Source organism: Microcoleus sp. Pol14D4, from assembly GCF_036701245.1.
GTDB lineage: Bacteria > Cyanobacteriota > Cyanobacteriia > Cyanobacteriales > Microcoleaceae > Microcoleus.
Genome location: NZ_JAUBQM010000056.1, coordinates 1 through 20,077 on the forward strand (window position 1 = coordinate 1; position 20,077 = coordinate 20,077).

A 20,077-nucleotide genomic window follows, 5' to 3' on the forward strand; every position below is an offset into this window, starting at 1 on the left:
ATAATATTTTTTTGGAAATATGTGTTATTTTTGACGCTCAGAGGACAACTTCATCATACCATAGTTCAGCAACGCCCAAAATTCCTCAGAAACCTGTTATTTTGTCAGCAACCCAATTTCTCAATGTATCAATTGAGATCGGGCCCGGTTTCTGGTTTGATAACTTTTTGGATTTCCTCCATCGCCCTAGTCGCCACTGCTTCAGGCCTTTCCCCCACACCAGCACAGACTCGGACATCTGCTTGAATGTAGAAACGCTCTCGCTCTTTCAAAAGGCTGTGCAGCTTAGATTTGATCTCGCCCTCCTGCAGTAGGGGTCGAGCGGTGTCCGAACGCAGTCGATCGTACAATTGATCTACAGGCACATCCAGCCAAACTACTACACCGTAGTGCAAGTAACCCCAATTCATCGATCGCGTCACAATACCGCCGCCCGTAGCCACGACCGAATTTTGATACGCAGACAACTCACCGAGGACTTTAGTTTCTAGTTCCCGAAATGCCTCTTCCCCTTCTCGCTCGAAAATCTCAGCAATTGACTGATTAGCAACTCGAACAATTAGTTCATCAGTATCAAAAAAACGGTATTTTAATTTTCTTGCCAAAATCCGCCCTACCGTTGTTTTTCCCGCACCCATCATCCCGACGAGATAAATATTTACTCCCCTCAACCCCTCCACGGCCAAATCCTCCGATATTTTTCTATTTTTTCAGGTTAATCGAGCCGCCACTGGGGCTATCCTCGTCATCAAACTCATCACCCTCATCCAATCCCCAATCATCCTCTGCTTCTGCAAGAGGATTTATTTGTGCTTCATCTGCGGGTTTAGGAATCTCCCCTCCCGGAGGAACCAGGACTCGATACTCCGCATCGTATACAGACTCAGTTTGCCCCACCCCAGACTGGCTCGGATCTCGATAGCCGTAAGAATATACTGAGCCAGCCCAAGATTTGCTTTTCGGTTCCTGCTGAGCTTCGTAAGCCCTCGGATTTGCCGCTGGAACATCATTTACCTGCGGTCGATCGGGAAAATCGCGATCGTCCCCCCAATCGTCATCACCCCTTTGAGAGCCGGATTTTGAGCCATCTGAGACCCAATCATCCTCATCGTCTGCAGCTGCATAACTCCCCGGCTGAGCGTAATCCTTCGCCCCATCCGGGTTCGGAGTTTCTTGCAGGAAAGTCCGGGAACTGTAACCCGCCGGCGTACCGTAGTCTGTTCGGTAGGAACCAGCAGTCTGAGTTTGGCTATTTTCCCTATTCATATCCGGGTCAATTCCCTCTTTTCTAGGAGGGGGAGGTGGCGTGTAAGGTGTTCTCCCGTCTTCGGGGAAAGTATCGGGACGGCTGCGACTGTCGCGGCCGGTGCGGGTCCGCGTTGCAGATAGGTAATTTGAAAAAGCCAGCAAACCAGAAATCAATAAAGATGTGAGAGCTCCCACCGCCAGGCTGAGCAAAATCCAAATAGATAAGGGCAAAGCAGGCGATCGAACTCCCAAAAACACCAGCGATAATGCCGGCTCCACATTTTGCAGGGCAAAAATAGTCAGCCCCACCACAATTACTAGCAAAAATACAGGTCGCATATTAAAAATATTGGGAATTTGTTTGTTGTCAGTTGTCAGTTGTTTGTTGTCAGTTATTGGTTATTGGTTATTGGTTATTGGTTATTGGTTGTTTGTTGTCAGTTATTGGTTATTGGTTATTGGTTATTGGTTATTGGTTGTTACTGTCAACTGTCAACTGTCAACTGCCAACTGTCAACTATCAACTGTCAACTGACCTTCTTCCTTCCAGCGTTTGAGAGGAACGCAATCAATCCCCAACTGGTCTAAAGCGCGAGCCACCACAAAGTCTACCAAATCTTCAATAGTTTGCGGATTGTGATACCAAGCAGGAATCGCTGGTACAATTCTAGCTCCAGCTTCCGCCAAGGTAGTCAAATTCCGCAGGTGAATCAAGCTAAAAGGCGTTTCGCGAGGCACGAGTACCAATTTTCTCCCTTCCTTGAGCTGAACGTCGGCCGCCCTTTCGAGCAAATCCGAACTCAAGCCAGCCGCCAATTTGCCCAGCGTACTCATGCTACAGGGAATAACGATCATTCCTTGGGTGCGAAAGGAGCCACTAGCAATATTAGCACCGACATCTTGCCAGGGATGGCACCGAAGTTTACCCATTGTGGCTACTCCTGCTTGTTCCCGCCAGAATTCCTCTTGAAGCGTCGGCTCTGCGGGCATTCTGGTGTTCTGTTCGCTTTGCCAAACCATGTAAGTAGACTTGGAAGCGACCAGTTCGATCGCGCGATCGGCTTCCAACAAATATTTCAATGTTCGCACCGCATAAATCAGTCCCGATGCACCAGTCACTCCTACAATTAGGGGGTAGTTATTCGTCATTAGTTATTTGTTACTTGTTGGTTGACTGTTGTTAGTAATTATTTGTTAGATCAAATCTGTTAGCATCGGAGTTATTCATATCTCTCTTCTCTTGATCTGCGTGAATCAGCGTCCATACCTTGTCATTTGCGGTTAACAAATTCTATTTTTTGAACCGCAGATTAACACAGATTAACCCAGATAAATTAGATAAATTGCGGTTGCACAGTCCGTAATTGTTTAGTTTTGACTGGATTTTACGCCAGACGATGCTATCGGATTGGATATTAGTCATTAATTGTTTATTGATGATTGCTTAGTACAGTTTGCCGCCCACTTCTAAATACTTAGTTGCCAGACAATGACAACTAAGTATTTAGAAAAGTTAACAGTTAACAGTCAACAGTCAACAGATTATTCATCATCATCAAAAGCTTGACTGCCGCCGCCAACTGCAACTAAATCAATTTGCTGGCGGTAGTAGTCAACACTCTTGACTTGAACTTCTACCCGATCGCCCAAACGGTACTGATTGCGGTTTTTCCGCCCCACTAGAGTTTGCTGGCGCGATCGATATTCGTACCAGTCATCCTTCAGCGAAGAAACGTGTACCAGTCCTTCAACTCGCAGGATGTCGCTCTCCGGCGGCCGCACCTCAATTTCCACAAAGAAACCATAAGACTGCACGCCTGTAATCAAACCCTGGAAAGTTTGGCCGGTGCGTTCTTTCATCAATCCGGTTTTCTTCAATCCCTGCAAATCGCTTTCGGCATCCTCAGCAACCCTTTCGCGTTCCGTCAGGTGTACCACGGCCGATGCAAACTCTGTCTCAAATTCGTGGTGCAAATCTGGCGGGAGAACATTCCAAGTAATTTGACCGTGACAGGAGGAATGGTGCAAGTCAACTTTTTCCTTAGCCCGTGTTGTGCGGCTGCTGCGGCCTTGCTCGAACACCGCTTGCAACACCCGCAGTACCAGCAAATCGGCGTAGCGGGAAAGCGGCGAAGTGCAGCGCGTGTAACCCTCTGACAGGCCCAAACCGAAGTGTGGCTTAGGAGTGGTGCTGTAAACAGCGGGCTTCATGGTGTCTTCAAGCAGGTAGGTGAGAACTCTTTCGGACTTAAGGCCGGCAAACTGCTGGGTAAATCGCTGAAAGTCTAAGGGCAAGACTTCTTCCTCGGTTTCGAGGTACAGTTCGCCTCCGAGGTTGTTGGAGAGTTTGATGAACTCTTGAATGTCTGCCGGGTCTGGCATCGGCTGGACGCGGTAAATTGCTGGGACTCCCAAGGCTTGCAGGTGGGTGGCGACAGCTTGGTTGGCGAGTACGACTAACTCGGAGACAGCCGACTGGGCGGGGGGAGCCGTTGCAAAAGCTCCTAATTCGCCTTCGTCGTCGAAGTGAGAGTTAGCATCGGGCAAATTTAGTTCAAAAGCTCCCCGCTTGAGCCTTGTCTGTCGGGCAGCCTGTGAGGCGGCACCGAGTTGATCGAGGAAAGGACGGAGGGCGGAGGATAAAGGGTGCTCTTCGGCATCGCCTGGTTCGAGAATTGCTTGAGCTTGCTCGTAGGTGAGGTGGTAGTCAATTTGAATGACGCTGGTTTGAATTTCGTATTCTAGGAGTTCTCCAGATTCGTCTAGGGTGAGCAGTATGCTGAAGGCCAGCCGTTCTGTGTCTGGCAGCAGGGAGCAGCGCTCGTTGAGGGTTTCTGGCAGTACGGCGATGATTTTTTCTCCCAGATGGGCGGCGGTGCCTCGCTTGCGGGCTTCGCGGTCGATCGGGGTTTCTGGCTGCACGTACTCGGCGGCGTCGCTGATGTGGATTCCTATTTGCCAGCGGCCGGGCTTCAGGGTTTCGATCGACAAAGCGCGTTCCACTGGAGGATCGGAGAGGAAGGATGTCGGATCAAACTCGTTTTCGCCTCCTCCTTCGGAGAGATTTTCCTCCGGGGCTTGAGGAGCATTGTTTTCGCTGTTAGTTGTTCCCGGTTCGTTTTTGCTGAAGCTAACAGTCAGAATGTTACGCAAATCTAGGCGTTTTTTGATGTCTGTTTTTTTGACTTTGCTGGGCAAATTTTCGGCTGCTTTGATGACGGCGGCGGGGAACGATCGCGGCAAGTCGTGTTTGCAGCATACGATGTCGAGGTCGTCAGCGGCTTCGGCGTCGGAACCGAGTACCTGTACTACTTTGCCGACTGGGCGGTGCGTGCCGAGGGGGTAGCGTTTGACTTCGACGTGTACTAGGTGGTCGATCGCCTCTTGGAGATTTGTGCCGTTTGCGAGCAAGTCTAGTTCAAACAACAGGCGATCGTCCAGGGGGATTGCTCTGTAGCTGACGCGGCCGGTGGGGGTGGCGGTTTGCTTGACTCGCGCCAGTACCGAGGGGTTGGCGCGTTCGAGGATGAGCATGACTTCGCCTTCGGGCGATCGGCGGCGGCTACCTTCTTTGATGATTTTGACTAAGACTCGATCGCCATTCCAAGCTGTCGAGAGGTGACTTTCCCGCACGTAAACGTCTTCTGAGCCTTCGGCGTCTTGAATTGCAAAGCAAAATCCTTTGCTCGAACAGCGCAGTTTTGCTTCTACTACGTCGTCTTCAGCTACTCGGCGATAGCGGCCTTTGTCTTTGACTAATATGCCAATTTTCTCTAGAGCTTCTAATGCGATTTGAAGTTTGAGTTGACTGGTGGCGTCGTTGCAGTCGAGTTTTTTCTCCAATGCTTTTGGGGCCACTAATTTGTCTTCTGTAAAATTTGCCAGCAGTGCAGCGATAGAAAATTCCATGTAGCGATCGATCCTCTTGTTTCCAGCAATTAGTCTAATTTTGGCGAAATCAGCCGCACCCCCTCGGGCCCTCGTAGTGCCTTCTTCCCAACAAATGCGCGGGTTGATAGGTGGAGACGCGAGCACAGCCACCTTGTTTCATCGCGAGGTTTTTTTGAGATTCTCTCCCGACACCGGCTTGGTGCTAATTGTCTGCTGTCTGTCTTGAACTGACTGCTGACGGTGCAGACAAATGTCCCGCACGCTATTCCCCAATACAATTTTTTAGCGTTGGTTTGTTTGCTTTTAGGTCAGCAGCGCCGAGCAATTCGCGAATTAGAAAGCCCCTGTCGGTTCTTAAAAGATGGCTCGATACTGAAAGCAACGGCTTGAGTCGAGGATGAGCCGATGGACGGATGGAGATGGAGAAAATGTGCATTTCTTCCTTCTGCCTTGTTTCCTTCTGCCTTGTTCCTTCTTCCTTTTGAAGTGCCTCTTGCCTCTTGCTTTAGCAAAGAACTTACCGGATCGAGGCAAAATTGCTAGTAGCTCGCCGCTGCGATGCCCCTGTTTTTTTGCACGCGATCTGCCCTTGCGGACAGAGGTGCAACGAGCGGGTCGGGAGCAATCTGTGCTGTAGAAAGTGCAAGGTACACAAAACCGGAGACTTTTACTACTTTTGCTTAGTTGCTGTGTCATCTTCTATATATAGATAATGACGCCCGATGCTTGTTAGCTTAAACCGCTGGATGTGGCATGGGGTTTAGTGGCGTGTAAGGTGGCGCGGATGACTCACCTTTAATTTATTGTATGTTGAATAGGTGCTTTGAGAAAATTGTTTTCTCTAGGCTGTACTACACTTAAGTCATAAGCCCCTTCTGGTTTCGGGGTCAAAAAATTATGTTTGCTGAATTTCGCGCCCTTTATCCCGCTGGACAGTTAATCTGTGAGTTGCTGACTGTTCATCACGGTAAGTTTGTTGTTCGCTGTCTGGTTCAGGTTGACGGCAAAACTCTTGTTACGGCTATGTCGGCTGCTGAGTCTGTTGAGGATGCTGAAGACCGCGCCCGGTTGCGAGCGATCGCTGTCCTTGGATCTGCTGCGCCCGATCGTGCGATCGCGAGTGTTGATCCGGCTCCGGTTGCTCCGGTTGCTCCGGTTGCTTCGGTTGCTGCTGTTCCCCCTCCTCCTGCTGTTTCCCCGGTTGCTGCTGTTCCCCCTCCCCCTCCTGCTGTTCCGGTTCCTGTTGGCCCGACAAGTGTTCCTCTTCCTGTTCTAGAAATGCCTGTTTCTGACAAATTGCCGGAAACACATCAAAGCAATTTTGTCAATACTGAAGCGAAATTAAATGAAGAGCCGATCGCACCTGTACCGGAACCGCTGCCACCAAAGGTCGATCGCGCGGAGGCTGCGGGATTTGTACCAAAGCAGTTAGACTCGGACGCTTGGCTTTCTTCTAGCTACGGCGAACCACTTCAGGAACTGGAGGTACCGACTGCTAGCCAAAGTGAACTGCTACAGGGTGCCGCCGAGGTCAGGGAATTGCAACCGATCGCAGTGGGAATTCCCAGCGATGCGATCGAGGATAATTCTGATACGATCGCCCAAATAGACGCCATCCTCAAACGGCTGCAATGGAAGAAAAAACAGGAAAGCGACTGTCTCGAACACAATTACGGCAAGTCGTCGCAGAGAGAGCTTTCTAGCGAACAGTTGGTAGATTTCCTAGAATATCTGGAAATCTACAGCAGAACTACTGAGGAAATCAAGCGGTTGAACTGGACCCCCAACCAAGGAAAAGATTATCTCAAACAAGGTTATGGCAAAGAAGCGCGCCATTTCTTAACTCAAGTAGAATTGTTCGACTTCCTGCAATATCTCGAATCTTTGCCCTAGTAATTCTGTAGGTTTCTAGGTGTGATTTAAAAAAAGCTACATATAGCAGTTTTCAATTGTATGAAAAACAGTAAGGACTAAACTATGACGGCGTATCATGGGCCGCAGCATCTGTAATTCACTCGACTGAAAACTGCTATATGACGGTTAAAAATTAAAAATCAAAAATGAAAAATATTTCCTCATTTTTGATTTTTAACTTTTTATTTAGACGACAGCGGCGATCGGGCGGCTGGCGGAAGGACGGCGATCGATCACTTGATCGACTAATCCGTAGTCCTTTGCTTCTTCAGCCGACATGAAGAAATCCCGTTCGGTATCTTCTTCAATGCGGGAAAGCGGCTGACCGGTATGGTTGGCAAGATGTTCGTTCAGGCGGCGTTTGTGGTACAAAATTTCTTTGGCCTGAATTTCAATATCGGTTGCTTGTCCTTGAGCTCCGCCTAGAGGTTGGTGGATCATAATCCGGGAGTGAGGCAAACTCATCCGCTTGCCTTTAGCGCCGGCACTCAACAGAAAAGCGCCCATGCTGGCTGCTAAACCGAGACAAATAGTGCAAATGTCGGGGCGGATGTGGTTCATCGTGTCAAAAATGCCCATACCTGCTGTTACCGAACCCCCTGGGGAGTTGATATAGAGGTAAATATCTTTCTCCGGGTCTTCGGCGTCTAAAAATAGCAATTGGGCAACGATCAGGTTAGCCAAGTCTGAGTCAACCTGTTGGCCCAAGAAGACGATGCGATCGCGCAGGAGTCGCGAGTAAATGTCAAAGGCGCGTTCGCCGCGACCGGATTGTTCTATAACTGTTGGGATCATTGACGCCTGCCTGCCTATTACGTATCTTTTTTTAATTTTAGCGATTAGGGCTCAGTTATAGTTAGCGATCGGTGGCCTGCGATCGAGAAATCGGCAAAATCCTTTAGCTGGGCGGGGTTGGGGCGGTAATTTGTCGAAATTGTGGCGGGGGTGCGATCGGAAATCCGATCCTGCAGGCGATCGATGTTGAGGAAGCTGACATCAATAAACGTTGTTATGTGGCGATCGTATCATTGGGAGAACTGAAATCGCTCGATCGTGGCTGACACTAGGAAAAAAGCCTTTGAAACTCATTTAGCGAATCACCAGCTTCGAGACAATCAAGCAGAGTCTCGATCGGGACGCGAGTGGCGATTAAGACTGGATTTCCCCCTAAAATATCGGGGTCGCTATGAATGATAGGTAGTATGGATGTCATATAAAAATTTTTGGGAGTCATGAATCTGATGACGGTGGGCGATCGTCCAATTCTACTAAAGCTAGTTTTACACAGGCGCGAACAGCACTCCAATCACGTTCGGATAAATGCCCTATCAAAATCAGGTTGGCAGAAGGCGGTAAAGTAAGAATGAAACTGCGAAAAACAGATACAATTCTCAAACCTGCGGATGCCCAATCTTGCAGAGTATAGTCAGTAGAGCCAAGATTTGTTGTCTGGGTAGTGATTAACCCAACTATGAAATCAGGGCGGTTTCTATGATAAGTAGTCGAAGACAAAACCACAACAGGGCGACGTTTAACACCTGTGACACCAGGAAAATCTGCTGTTACTACATCACTAGGATTGAATTTCACTAATCCATCTCCTCACTCTCCGGGAAAAGTGTAGCTGCGTATTGCAAAGAAAAGGTTGTTACATCGAAACAATCTTCCTCAGTCCAGGTATCACTTTGTTCGACGACAGCGACATTATGCTGCGATAACTCGTTGAGGATCAGAGTTGCCAAGCGTAACCGTTCCGTTGGTGACAAAGTGTGGACAACTTGAATATAGATTTCTTGAGCAGTAGTCGGCATAAAAAATCCTCCTGCCTTCAATTGTAACCTAAACAGGCGTCTCGATCGGAAGCTCGCCCTTTTCTCATATCATGAGAAGAGGTATATCCACTACAGACGAAACTACTTAAATTTTTATCGCCCAACCACGGCGGTACATTCCATACAAAATTAACCACCAAAATAATACCGCAGTCACAGCAAATGCTAGAGAACCATTGAGCGGCCCCGCCCACGGCAAAAACCAGTTTTCATAAATCCAAGTGTATGTTGTTGGAGCATTTGCACCAGTACCGATATGAGTTTTTAAGAGAATTCTGGCAACTATACCGGAGGCGACAAACAGGAAAATTGCATTCAATCCCATGATTTCAAACGGCCTCCCCCATTTCCAATCCCGCACTTCAATTGTTTCGTAGCAAGCTGCTAGCAATAGCAAGGCCCAACCAGCAGTAAAAACTACATAAGAACTTGTCCAAAGTTGTTTGTTTATCGGAAATAAAAATCCCCACAAGTGGCCGATTACCACGCAACTGAGGCCGCAGATTGCTAAGTTGATACTGGTGCGGGTTTTGATTGGCTGCACGCGCACCCACTCTCCTGTAAAGTAGCCGATCAGGACTGTGACAACTGCGGGTAAGGTACTCAACAATCCTTCGGGATCGAAGGGGCCGCCTTTGTACAGGTGTTGGCTACCGAGAATTAGCCGATCGACATATCCCCCTAAATTTCCTTCTGGCGTGAGTTCGCCGGCAGTGTACCCCCCTACAGCAAATACGGTTAGTGCGCCCCAATAGCCCAAAAGTAGGGCAACAGCGAGCAGTTTTTGATTGCGGGGGGAAAGGTTGAGAATCGCGATCGCACTGATGAAATAAGCTAAGCCGATGCGCTGCAATACTCCCATGATGCGGATTTTACCGAAGTTTTCGACCGGGGCGCTGTTGAGAAGTACGTCAAGGGCGATCGAAGATGTATTTAGCAGCAATCCTAATATAAATAGAATCGCGGCGCGGCGCGCAATTCGCCAGTAAATATTTGAACAATGGAGACGAAAAAAGGAAGAAGAAAGAGGGTTTTTAGCAGATTCTGATTTTTCCTTTGTTTGTGTAATTTGTGAGGTTTCTATTCCAGGTTTTGGAGAATTTTGAATATATTTAGGCAGCGAGAAAGACATCGCGCAGCCAACGATGAACAAGAAAAACGGAAATACTAAATCTGTCGGGGTGCAGCCGTGCCATTCTGCGTGATCTAGCGGTGGATAAACGTGTTCCCAACTACCGGGGTTGTTGACTAGAATCATCGAGGCGATCGCAATTCCGCGAAAAACATCAAGGGATTTGAAGCGCATAAATTAAGTTATTTGTTCACTCTTCGCTGTTCACCGTCCACTGTTCACTATCTTAGCGGATGCCCATTTCCTAATTCTTTTCGGCCCAATTCCCAATTCCCCATGCCCCATGTCCCATGCCCAATTACCCATTAGCTAAATTTCAATACCTTCCAGAGTCATTATGACTGCATTTTTCATCAACATATCGCAGCGTTCTGCATAAAAAGATGCTGCCTTATCATACTTGTTGATTTGTAAAACGCGCAGAAACATTTGCCTTGCTTGCGCGAATTGCTGCTGGTAGTGAAAAAAAATTCCCTGTTCAAAATAAGTTTGAGTTTGTGCTTTTAGTTCGATCATTGTCGGCGAGTCGCCATCGTAAATTTCAAATACCGCAACAGGTGTTTGTTTTCCTTTGACTTGAACGCGATCGAGAAACCGGCACTTGTAATGTTGAGGATCGTCTATCCGGCAAAGGGTTTGGACGCTAGCTACAATAGCAACTCCATAAAGCTTTGTCAATCCTTCCACGCGGGAAGCTAAATTAACGGCATCAGAAATCACCGTACTTTCCATTCGTTCCGCTTCGCCAATCGTACCTAACATTAAAGTCCCAGTATGCAAGCCAATCCCTATCGAAATAGGTTGATAGCCACTGTTTTGCCTGTGTCTGTTATAAATTTTCACTTGCTGCTGCATCTCAATTGCTGCTTGCACAGCATCTTCAGCCCTGTTAGGAAACAAAGCCATAATCCCGTCACCAATATATTTATCTATAAAACCGTTGTACTCGCGGATAACTGGGCCAACTCGGCTTAAGTAAGAGTTAAGAAATTCAAAGTTTTCTCGGGGAGACATACTTTCTGACAGACTTGTAAATGAGCGAATGTCGGCAAACATAATCGTCATTTCTGCTTGTACAGAATCTCCCAGTCTGGCATCAACGATGCTTTCTCTTTTGAGAAATTTCAAAAATTCACGGGGTACAAAACGGGCTGATGCAACTGCAATTTTTTCAAGTTCGCTTTTGCTGGATTCGATTTGATTGAGGGATCTAAATGCTCTCAGTGCGGTAACTACCGTGGTAAATAATTTTTTGTTAGTAAGTTCTGTTTTGGTTTTGTAATCATTGATATCGTAGCTGACAATTACTACATCTTCTGGTACTTGTCCGGGCTGTCCAGTGCGTAAAATAATCCGCACTACTTGATTATTTAAAATATCGCGGATGTATTTAACTACTTCCAAGCCTGCTTCTTCTGTTTCCATAACTACATCGAGTAAAATCAATGCTATGTCATAGTTATTTTGAATGATTTCTTTAGCTTCTTTTCCTGAGTAAGCGCTGATAAAGGTTATACTTTTTCCTTCAAATTTAAAATCGTTTAACGCTAGTTTAGTAATATTGTGAATTTCTATTTCATCATCTACAATTAATATTTTCCAACTTTCTTCGAGCGGTTTTTCTTCCGCCTCGTCTTCCTTCGCAAATATTAATTCATCGTCGTCTGTGGCGATTAATTCGTCATCGCCTGCAGCCAACAAGTTTTTACTAGCTTCTGACATATATCGTTCTCCTATATAAAAGTTATATCCATGTTGGCGGTCTAATAACTAACTGCTCATTTTAGCGGGAAATTCAATCATAAATTTTGTGCCTTTATTTACTTGACTTGTGCAGCTAATTGTGCCTTTTAGTTTTTGAGTAACAAGGTTATAAATAATGTGCAGTCCCAATCCTGTGCCTCCCTGACCTCTTTTGGTGGTAAAAAACGGTTCAAAAATTTTACTGAGATTTTCTGGGTCAATTCCTTTGCCGTTATCAGCATATTCAAATATTAGCCGATCGCCCTCTAGTTTGAAATCAAAAGCCAGAACTCCTTCGTCTTCTCCATCGTAGGCGTGAATTAGCGAATTCAACACCAGATTTGTCACAATTTGACACACTACGCCGGGATAACTGTCCACTACAATATTTTCATCACACTTAATCTCTATTTTGTGCTTAGTTCTTTTGAGTTTTGCACTTAAGGATGTCAAAATTTCCTCTAGATAGTTTTTAACATTAAACGTGCGTTTTAACTCGCTTGACTGATCTACAGCTACTTCTTTAAAACTGTGAATCAAGTCGGCTGCCCGCGTGAGGTTAGATAAAATCATATTACTGCTTTGCACGGCGGTATCCAGAAACTTTTCTAACTCGGAACGTTTTATTTGGCCGTTACTGTAAACCTCAAAAAACTTTGTGGCTTTTTCAGCAAGCAGGGAGGCGGCGGTGATGCCGATGCCGATGGGAGTATTGATTTCGTGAGCAACACCTGCAACCAAACCGCCGAGGGCAGCCATTTTTTCCGACTCTACCAGTTTATTTTGAGCCGATTTTAAGTCTTCTAAAGTTTGGGAGAGTTCGGAGGTACGCTGCTGTACTAAATTTTCGAGATTCTGATTGAATTGGTGCAAGTTGGCGTAAAGTTGAGCATTTTTGATGGAGATAGAAATTTGAGAAGACAGCAGTTTTAATATTTCTAACCTGTCTTGTGTAAAAGCGCCTGTAGTCAGATTGTTTTCTAAATATAGAATGCCAGTGAGTTGGCTTTGATTAATTAACGGAGTGCAAAGAATAGATTTAGGTTGAACTGCCATTATATAGGGTGTGCGAGTAAATTGTCCTTCGCGGGTGGCATCGTTTAAAACTATACTTTCCTGGGTGCGGGCGACGTAATTCACAACTGCAACTGCCAGCAAAGTTACTTCTCGATCGTCGGCTACAAAATCTATCGGAATTGATTGCATGACAGCAACGCGATCGACATCTACAGATCCTGATGCTTCAATCACCCATTGACCCTCTTTTTCTAGTATTAAAAAGCCTGTTTGTCCTCCGGCATTTTCAATAACAATTTTCATCATTTTTGCCAGCAGTTTGTCTAGAACTATTTCGCCGGCTAACGTTTGCGATGCTTTAACTGCTGTGGTCAAGTCTAGCACGCCTGCACTGTCGTTGGTAGTGGAAGCGCTGCTGGTAGATTTGTGAGTTTCAATATTAGTTAAAATCGAGCCTGAAGTTAGCAAGTGCGAGTATTTTGATTCTAAATGCGCTGCTTTGGCTGTTGCTCCCCAGCGCTGATAACAATAACGCGCTTCTGTTAAGTAAGTTTTAGAATTTTTTTCTCGTCCTATGGATAGATAAAATGCTCCTGCCAATTCTGCTGCTAGTGCTTGTACTTGTATGTATCCGTTTTCTTGAGCTCCTTCAATTGCGCGATCGTAATATTCCATTGCTCTCACCACATTGCCCAAAACGCGCGCTTTTTCTGCCGTAAGTAAGTCGCATTTGTGCTGAAGATTCATGGGCGCCGAAAGCGCTTTTTGTTGCAGCTTTTTTCGATTACTTACAGCGTAAAAAATATGCTCTTCTTGTTCCTCCTCTGTTGCAGATGGATAGGCGGCTAGGCGGGCTAGAGAATCGTAAAAATGGTATTCAGAAACATTGATAAAGCCTGCAACTCCGTCTAAATATACTTCGGCTTGCGCTGCATTTTCTAGTGCTGTAGCAGTATCTCCAAATAAATACGCTATTATTAATTTTTGCAAATAAAAGTGCTGGAGTCCCACGCGATCGTTAGCTTTCAACAGCAGCGATAACAATTTTTCTTCGCTGTATGCTTCACCTAATACAATGTGCGGACTTTCCAATTTTCCCATCAATTGCAAAATAGTTTGCCGATATATTTGGTTCCAAGTTAATACAGTTTCTTGCTTGAGTTGAAACAGCAAATGGTTGTAACTTACCATTCTCCGTTCCAGTTGTGGCAATTCTTGACCGATAAAATACAAAGACTGACAAATATTTACGGCTGAATATCCGACGCATTCTAAATCCCCATTTTCTAGCGCGCTTTGATAGGCGTCCTCTAATAGCGGCAAAGAGTCTTTAACGTGATGCTTGCCGTTCATCAAAATGAATGCTACTAAATTAAGCGTTTTGCTTTTGAATTCTAACGCATTTAATCTATCGCTCAAATTTAAAGCTAATTGACCAAAGCGATCGCCCGATTCAATATCTCTAACTATTCCTTTTAAAATTGCTCCGTAATTAGCATAACCGAAGGCAGAAAAAGTAGAGTTTCCGTAATTAATAGATAAATTAACTTGCTCGCACACAATCAGCGGCAGCAGCACAGGTTCAACTATAAATGTAGCTGAAAACATACTGGAAAGCACGCGCATAGTTGCTAATTTATGCGAATTTGTCATAATGGGCAAGTTAATTAAATCTTCTATTTTCTTTCCGGTTAAATAAGCTGCGGTTTTAGCCAGTGCTTGCTGAATGTGGAGGGGAATCGGCGATTCGGGAAAGTTTATCCCTAACATTGTTAGCGCTTCGCGACCAATTTTTACCGATTCTTGGAGTTTGGTTTGCATCCCACAAGCTATGATTCTGATTTCAAACACTTTAATTTTGTCTAGTTCATTTTTTGCGTGTTGCAGAACAATTTCAGCCCATTTTTCCATTTGCTCAAAGTCGGTATTGAGGTAAGCAGCTTCTGCTGCTGACTCGTAAAGTGCAAGAGTCAAGTCGTAGTCAGTTTGCCAACTTTCGGGTGCCAGCAGTTCAATACCTGTGGTTAAATATTTCAGGGCAAGCTCGTAAGCTGCACTTGCTTTTGCTTTGCGACCTGCCATTAAATTTAATTGGCATAATTGAAATTTTTCTAATTGGCTGGTGATGATCTCTTTGGCAAAATTTAGTTGGTTTACGGTATCAAAAATATGCTCTTCTAATTGTTCTGGCGGTGCATTTTTGAGTAAAAAATTGCCTATTTTTAGATGGATTTCTTGTTTCTGAGAATCGGATATTAAAGCATAAGCTGCCTGCTGCACTCGCTCGTGCAAAAATTTGTAAGTTTCGCTAGAAATATTCGCCACTGGCAGGGAAAATTTGTCGCTAAAATCTCTAGATATTGTGTCTGTTACTTCTGTACTTGCTGTTAGTGCGATCGGAATTTTGTAGGCGTTATTCACGAGCAAAATCAGACCGGACTGAAGTGCCTCACCGAGGTCTGTTGCTGCGGACGCCAGAGGTTTTTCGGCGATTGTCGAGAGAGTTTTTAAATCAAATTTGTTCCCGATACAAGCGGCTAATTTAAGCAGTTCCTGGGTATTCTCTGAAAGTTTCTGAATGTTATCTATCATTAATTCTACAACATTGTCCGTTATTCCCATTTCTTGTATTTGTTCGATATCCCACTGCCATTCACCTGTGATATGGCATTTGTTCACAACTTTTTTTGAGATTGGTTGTGCTAAACCCGACTGGTTAGTTTCAGCTAAATCGCTCACACTCTTCGATGGATAAAGTTTAAATTTAATCAAACTTTTTGAGTGCAAAAATTTTATTAATTGAGTTAAAAAGAATGGATTTCCATCAGTTTTTTGATAAAGCAACTCGGCTAAACTTAGCGAGTTTTCGGGGGCGCAGTTCAAAGTATCGGCAAGGAATTGGTTGACGCTGCTTATATCTAAAGGCAAAAGGGCGATCGCCCTTACAGTGCCGCCTGCTTTTTTAATGGCTGAGGCGGTCACCATTAGAGGATGATTTGGATCTACTTCTTGCTCTCTATAAGCTCCAATTATTAATAAATATTGAGTTTCCAGGTCAGTTGCTAGCAGTTCTATTAACTTGAGAGATGCTGAATCGACCCACTGCAAGTCGTCCAGGAAAATTATTAGGGGGTGTTCTTTTTGAGCAAAAACGCGGATGAAGTTTTGAAATACTAAATTAAAGCGATTTTGAGATTCATTTGCTCCTAAATCTGGGACGGGGGGCTGCGGCCCAACAATCAGTTCTAATTCGGGAATAGCTTCAATAATTACTTGGCAGTTACCGCCGAGTGCTTTTAAAATTTTTTCTTTCCAAACATGGATTTCTGCGGCATTTTCGGTGAAAATTTGCCGCAACAAATCTTGAAAAGCTTGGAGCAAAAAAGCGTAGGGAATATCGCGCTTAAATTGCTCAAATTTGCTGTCAATAAAATACCCGTTTTCCCGCCGAATCGGCTTGTAAACTTCATATACTAACGAAGATTTTCCCACACCGGCACCACCAGAAATTAGCACGATTTCTGTATTGCCTCGCCTCATCCGCTGGAAGATACTGAGAAGCATATTAACTTCTGCTTCTCGCCCGTAAAATTTTTGGGAAATTTGCAGGTGACTTGACTGATCTTGCTCGCCGAGGGTTATGTGGGAAATTTCGCTTGTTGTTTGCAGTTGATCGAGACAATTTTCCAAGTCGTACAAAAGTCCGAAAGCACTTTGATACCTGTCTTCGGCTGTTTTTGCTAAGAGTTTTATGACGATATCGGAAACGACTTGAGGAATCTCCTTGGTTCCTACTTGATTGATTCTGCCTTCGATGCTTCTGCTTTCTACTTTTTGCTTTCTGTTTTCCCAAGGAGAAACTGGCGTTTTGGCAATATGGCAGTGTACTAATTCCATGGGATCGATCGCCTGAAAAGGCAATTCGCCACAAAGCATTTCATAAAAGGTGACGCCTAAAGAATAAAAATCGGTGCGGTAGTCGATCGCCCGATTCATTCGTCCCGTTTGTTCAGGAGACATATAGGCGAGAGTGCCTTCGAGTAAATGGGGATGGCTGGGGGCGGCGTTTTCGCCCGGTAGCAGGGAGGCGATCGCAAAATCAGCAATCTTGACATCTCCTGTCTTGATATTGACAATAATATTGCTGGGTTTAATATCTTTGTGAATAATGTGGTGTTCGTGAAGTTGCCCAATAGTTTCTGCTAGTTTGATGCCAATATGCAGAAATTGTTCTAACTCTAGCTGTTTGTTGCTGAGAAAGTCTTTTAGGGAAATACCGCCAAAATCTTCTAAAACTAAAACAGGAAAGTGATTGTATGTTTCTATTTTGCAAAGCTTGACTATACCGGGGACATTCAAATTTTTAAGAATTTCGGATTCGTGCAGCAGTTGGGATATTTGGGCTGGGGTAGGGTATGGAGGCGTGAGAGTTTTGAGGATAACAGGTTTTTGTTCCTCAAGCTGCATACCTCGATAAATAACGGTGTGAGAGTTTGTATAAAGTTCTCCGTCAATGCGGTATCCCGGAATAGAAATCATGATAGTTAGGGGTAATTTAAAAGATGCTGTTATACAATTTTAAAGGTTAGATAGAGAAGGATTGATGACAGAATGCTTTAGCTCTGACCTACAGTTGCATTCTTGTTGTTGACCACAAGTATTATTAAGTAAGTTAAAATACACATCCCCGGTCGAGTGCGGTTTTTACGGCAGTAAACTCGCTACTATTATATACCTTAGCTAAATACATCCCTAAAGGGCCCCCCTAGATACTTTTTTTGTCGCTTATTTAGTTATCTATATTTTAGTCTTCAAAAAATCAGAAGTCGCACTTTGCTATCCCGCCAGTGCCAAAATAAACGGGTGCGTGCAAATCAACAGCTAAAATCTAAAAAAATCATGCAGAATATAACTGCCTCAAATCCAGCTAATGCGACCGATCGCGCTTTTGGCACCGCAGACATTCAATTGCTGGTAGTGGATATAGACGGCACGATCGCAGGTTTGTCAAATACCATCCGAGAACCTGTCAAGCAGGCAATTTTGGCTGCCGAGTCGCGGGGAGTGAAAGTGGCCGTCGCTACGGGCAGGATGTACCGCTCAGCTTTGCGTTTTCACCGCGACATCGGCTCAACCTTGCCGCTGATTTGCTACCAGGGCGCGTGGATTCAAGATCGCGCTACTCAAAAACGGCTGCGGCACTTGCCGCTGTCGAAACAAACTGCTCTGCAACTGTTAGATCATTTTGAAGAACCGCAGTTGCGACCGCTCCTTTCGATCCATTTCTACATTGAGGATCAACTTTACGTGCCGGAAATTACCGCAGCTACCCGAATTTATGCCGAACGATCGGGCATTGAACCAATGGTAATTAAAGATTTGCGGCGAGATCTTCCGGGGGAACCGACGAAAGTTTTGGCTTTGTGCGAGAATCCTGGGGTACTCGACGGCTTGCTCAGCAGTATGCGGCAGCGCTACACGCCTGCGGAGCTTTATTTGACTCGATCCGTTGCTACTTTTTTTGAAGCTACGCATCCTTTGGCGAATAAGGGAGATGCGGTGCAGTATTTAGCGGAGGAACTTTTGGGTTTGCAGGCGGCGAACGTGATGGCGATCGGCGACAATTTTAATGATGTAGAAATGATTGCCTACGCGGGCGTGGGCGTGGCTATGGGCAATGCTCCTGATGGCGTGAAGGCTGCTGCTGATTGGGTGGCGCCGGATGTGGAGGAAGATGGGGTGGCTGCTGCGATCGAACAATTTGTTTTGGGCGATCGTTGATATTTGTAGCACGAATACCGCAGGGGCGGGTTTAGCCACATTTGGAAAAAAATGTATATCAACTCGCCCCGACCCCGCGACACTTTATTATTATATAACTGTCTAGTTTTGAGTTCTATGCAATCAAGTTTTGATTCAAAAAAAAATCCACAATTTCTGATTTTTTGAGATTAAGTCAAGTCAATTACTTTGTTTGCAATATCCGAATATTTATTTAACGAACTGCGAAGACGCTAAGAACGCAAAGGAAGAAATGAAGAAGGCGGGGCGGGCTTACAGATCTTCTGGATGTGAATTTAGAGATAATTTCAAATTCTTAAAAATGGGTTCCAACAGAAAGAGCACCGACGACTGGCCGTGTTTCGTCTCGGTGCTCTTACTGGTTCGCTCCTCACACGTCCATCAATATAGCTGACTCAGTAAATTGTGTCAATACTTTTTCCAAAAATTGTTTTTTGAGTCGGCTGCTGCCGGGTGGTCGGTGCGGTGGAGTGAGGCAAAACTTTTGCACTGCAAGGGTTTGACTCGATCGCCCAAGGGTTGCCTCAAGCAGAAAAAATTTTACTTCACTTCCTGCAGCCAGTCCAAAATCAGAGCGTTGACTTCACTCGGCCGCTCGTCGTGGGGACAGTGGCCTGTGTTGGGAATTGAAACAAATTTCACTGGTTTATCGTTGGCGGCCAATTGTTGATAAATCTGGCTGCCGGCGATGGGCGTCCAGGGGTCGTCTGCGCCCCAAAGTACCAATAACGGACGATCGACCTTTGGCAGCAATTCTGACGGTTGAGGGCCTGCTGGGGCTGTGAGAATCGAGGCAAACACTTGTTGAGCTCCGGGCTCGCAGGAGGGGGCGTGCAGGAGTTCTACGAGTTCGTCGGTGATGGCTTCGCGGTTCCCGTAGACTTGGCGCAGGGTGTTGCGGATGCGGTGTTTTTGGCGGATGTTGTTGAAGACAAAGGGGCCGATCAGGGGCGATCGAACTAATTTAGTAAAAGTCCCCATCACTACTCGCAGCGGGAAATTGAGTTCGTCCGGCCGGTGGTTGAGCCCGCCGGCACAGTTGATTAAGACACCGCCTGCTGATATTTCTGGATGGTTGGCGACTACCATCAAACTCAGCAAAGCGCCGATCGAATTCCCGACAAATACCGCCGGTTCCTGTACCAGATCCGCCCAGAAATCAGTCAGCAATTCTTCCCACAATTCCAGAGTGTAATCTAGGGCTGGTTTGGCAGAAGCACCGAATCCCAGCAAGTCCAGAGCAAATACGCGATAGCCGCCGGCTGCGAGTACGGGGATATTTTGCCGCCAATGTCCGATCGAAGCGCCAAATCCGTGAATCAAGATCAGAGGGCGGCCGGTTCCTTGGACGGTATATTGGATTTTGTGACCTTTCCAAGTCCAAATTAGCTTTTCAAAACTTGTTGCAGATACTAGCTGTTGTGCTGTCACGGCTCTAAATGTAAATTTTCATTAACTTCTTTCATCATAGCAGCACAATCCCTCTACGGGCGGCGCC

14 protein-coding genes are annotated in these 20,077 nt (G+C 45.7%); 2 read left to right on the forward strand and 12 right to left on the reverse strand.

Features of this window, described 5'->3' with window-relative positions:
- Nucleotides 1–128: 128 nt before the first annotated feature.
- The 4 genes from QUA33_RS19120 to QUA33_RS19135 all read right to left on the reverse strand — a co-directional run bounded on the left by QUA33_RS19120 (nucleotide 129) and on the right by QUA33_RS19135 (nucleotide 5,157).
- Nucleotides 129–680 carry a shikimate kinase gene (locus QUA33_RS19120; protein ID WP_333150272.1) on the reverse strand — a complete coding sequence of 184 codons (552 nt, stop codon included), beginning with the start codon at nucleotides 678–680 and terminating at the stop codon, nucleotides 129–131.
- Nucleotides 681–702: 22 nt separating this feature from the next.
- A complete protein-coding gene (locus QUA33_RS19125) occupies nucleotides 703–1,587 on the reverse strand; it encodes a LapA family protein (RefSeq protein WP_333150274.1) in 885 nt (294 codons plus the stop codon).
- A 174-nt stretch (nucleotides 1,588–1,761) separates the two neighbouring features.
- Nucleotides 1,762–2,397: a flavin prenyltransferase UbiX gene (locus tag QUA33_RS19130; RefSeq protein WP_333150277.1), complete on the reverse strand. Its 636-nt coding sequence runs from the start codon at nucleotides 2,395–2,397 to the stop codon at nucleotides 1,762–1,764.
- Nucleotides 2,398–2,790: 393 nt separating this feature from the next.
- Complete coding sequence (locus QUA33_RS19135; RefSeq protein ID WP_333150321.1) at nucleotides 2,791–5,157, reverse strand: ribonuclease R family protein; 2,367 nt, start codon at nucleotides 5,155–5,157, stop codon at nucleotides 2,791–2,793.
- 879 nt (nucleotides 5,158–6,036) lie between these two features.
- Between QUA33_RS19135 and QUA33_RS19140 the strand changes: the two genes are divergently transcribed.
- A complete protein-coding gene (locus tag QUA33_RS19140) occupies nucleotides 6,037–7,032 on the forward strand; it encodes a hypothetical protein (protein ID WP_333150279.1) in 996 nt (331 codons plus the stop codon).
- Nucleotides 7,033–7,239: 207 nt separating this feature from the next.
- Here QUA33_RS19140 and clpP read toward each other — a convergent pair whose 3' ends face one another.
- From clpP to QUA33_RS19175, 7 genes are all read right to left on the reverse strand, one after another.
- Complete coding sequence (gene clpP, locus QUA33_RS19145; protein ID WP_006635758.1) at nucleotides 7,240–7,848, reverse strand: ATP-dependent Clp endopeptidase proteolytic subunit ClpP; 609 nt, start codon at nucleotides 7,846–7,848, stop codon at nucleotides 7,240–7,242.
- 268 nt (nucleotides 7,849–8,116) lie between these two features.
- The gene (locus QUA33_RS19150) at nucleotides 8,117–8,266 is read right to left on the reverse strand and encodes a DUF433 domain-containing protein (RefSeq protein ID WP_333150281.1); all 150 of its coding nucleotides are present in this window, start codon (nucleotides 8,264–8,266) and stop codon (nucleotides 8,117–8,119) included.
- A gap of 17 nt (nucleotides 8,267–8,283) precedes the next feature.
- Nucleotides 8,284–8,643, reverse strand: coding sequence for a type II toxin-antitoxin system PemK/MazF family toxin (locus QUA33_RS19155; RefSeq protein ID WP_333150283.1), 360 nt, complete (start codon nucleotides 8,641–8,643; stop codon nucleotides 8,284–8,286).
- The gene (locus QUA33_RS19160; protein WP_333150284.1) at nucleotides 8,643–8,864 is read right to left on the reverse strand and encodes a hypothetical protein; all 222 of its coding nucleotides are present in this window, start codon (nucleotides 8,862–8,864) and stop codon (nucleotides 8,643–8,645) included. Before QUA33_RS19160 ends, QUA33_RS19155 begins: the two co-directional genes overlap by 1 nt.
- A gap of 106 nt (nucleotides 8,865–8,970) precedes the next feature.
- Nucleotides 8,971–10,191 (reverse strand): heparan-alpha-glucosaminide N-acetyltransferase domain-containing protein, encoded by a 1,221-nt coding sequence (locus QUA33_RS19165; protein WP_333150285.1) that lies wholly within the window; start codon nucleotides 10,189–10,191, stop codon nucleotides 8,971–8,973.
- A gap of 135 nt (nucleotides 10,192–10,326) precedes the next feature.
- Nucleotides 10,327–11,739: an adenylate/guanylate cyclase domain-containing protein gene (locus tag QUA33_RS19170; RefSeq protein ID WP_333150287.1), complete on the reverse strand. Its 1,413-nt coding sequence runs from the start codon at nucleotides 11,737–11,739 to the stop codon at nucleotides 10,327–10,329.
- A 48-nt stretch (nucleotides 11,740–11,787) separates the two neighbouring features.
- The gene (locus tag QUA33_RS19175) at nucleotides 11,788–17,316 is read right to left on the reverse strand and encodes an ATP-binding sensor histidine kinase (protein ID WP_333150289.1); all 5,529 of its coding nucleotides are present in this window, start codon (nucleotides 17,314–17,316) and stop codon (nucleotides 11,788–11,790) included.
- Between the two features lie 360 nt (nucleotides 17,317–17,676).
- On the opposite strand from QUA33_RS19175, the gene QUA33_RS19180 reads away from it, so the two are divergent.
- Entirely contained in the window at nucleotides 17,677–18,558 is an 882-nt protein-coding gene (locus QUA33_RS19180) for a Cof-type HAD-IIB family hydrolase (protein WP_333150291.1), read from the forward strand.
- A gap of 561 nt (nucleotides 18,559–19,119) precedes the next feature.
- Here the strand turns inward: QUA33_RS19180 and QUA33_RS19185 are convergent.
- Nucleotides 19,120–20,010, reverse strand: a complete 891-nt coding sequence (locus tag QUA33_RS19185; protein WP_333150295.1) for an alpha/beta fold hydrolase — start codon at nucleotides 20,008–20,010, stop codon at nucleotides 19,120–19,122.
- Nucleotides 20,011–20,077: the final 67 nt, after the last annotated feature.

What these genes read in the sequence shown, in the direction of transcription:
- QUA33_RS19165 (WP_333150285.1), bottom strand. Translation starts at nt 10,191, where the DNA reads ATGCGCTTCAAATCCCTTGATGTTTTTCGCGGAATTGCGATCGCCTCG.
- clpP (WP_006635758.1), bottom strand. Translation starts at nt 7,848, where the DNA reads ATGATCCCAACAGTTATAGAACAATCCGGTCGCGGCGAACGCGCCTTT.
- QUA33_RS19170 (WP_333150287.1), bottom strand. Translation starts at nt 11,739, where the DNA reads ATGTCAGAAGCTAGTAAAAACTTGTTGGCTGCAGGCGATGACGAATTA.
- QUA33_RS19150 (WP_333150281.1), bottom strand. Translation starts at nt 8,266, where the DNA reads ATGACATCCATACTACCTATCATTCATAGCGACCCCGATATTTTAGGG.
- QUA33_RS19130 (WP_333150277.1), bottom strand. Translation starts at nt 2,397, where the DNA reads ATGACGAATAACTACCCCCTAATTGTAGGAGTGACTGGTGCATCGGGA.
- QUA33_RS19135 (WP_333150321.1), bottom strand. Translation starts at nt 5,157, where the DNA reads ATGGAATTTTCTATCGCTGCACTGCTGGCAAATTTTACAGAAGACAAA.
- QUA33_RS19160 (WP_333150284.1), bottom strand. Translation starts at nt 8,864, where the DNA reads ATGCCGACTACTGCTCAAGAAATCTATATTCAAGTTGTCCACACTTTG.
- QUA33_RS19180 (WP_333150291.1), top strand. Translation starts at nt 17,677, where the DNA reads ATGCAGAATATAACTGCCTCAAATCCAGCTAATGCGACCGATCGCGCT.
- QUA33_RS19140 (WP_333150279.1), top strand. Translation starts at nt 6,037, where the DNA reads ATGTTTGCTGAATTTCGCGCCCTTTATCCCGCTGGACAGTTAATCTGT.
- QUA33_RS19125 (WP_333150274.1), bottom strand. Translation starts at nt 1,587, where the DNA reads ATGCGACCTGTATTTTTGCTAGTAATTGTGGTGGGGCTGACTATTTTT.
- QUA33_RS19175 (WP_333150289.1), bottom strand. Translation starts at nt 17,316, where the DNA reads ATGATTTCTATTCCGGGATACCGCATTGACGGAGAACTTTATACAAAC.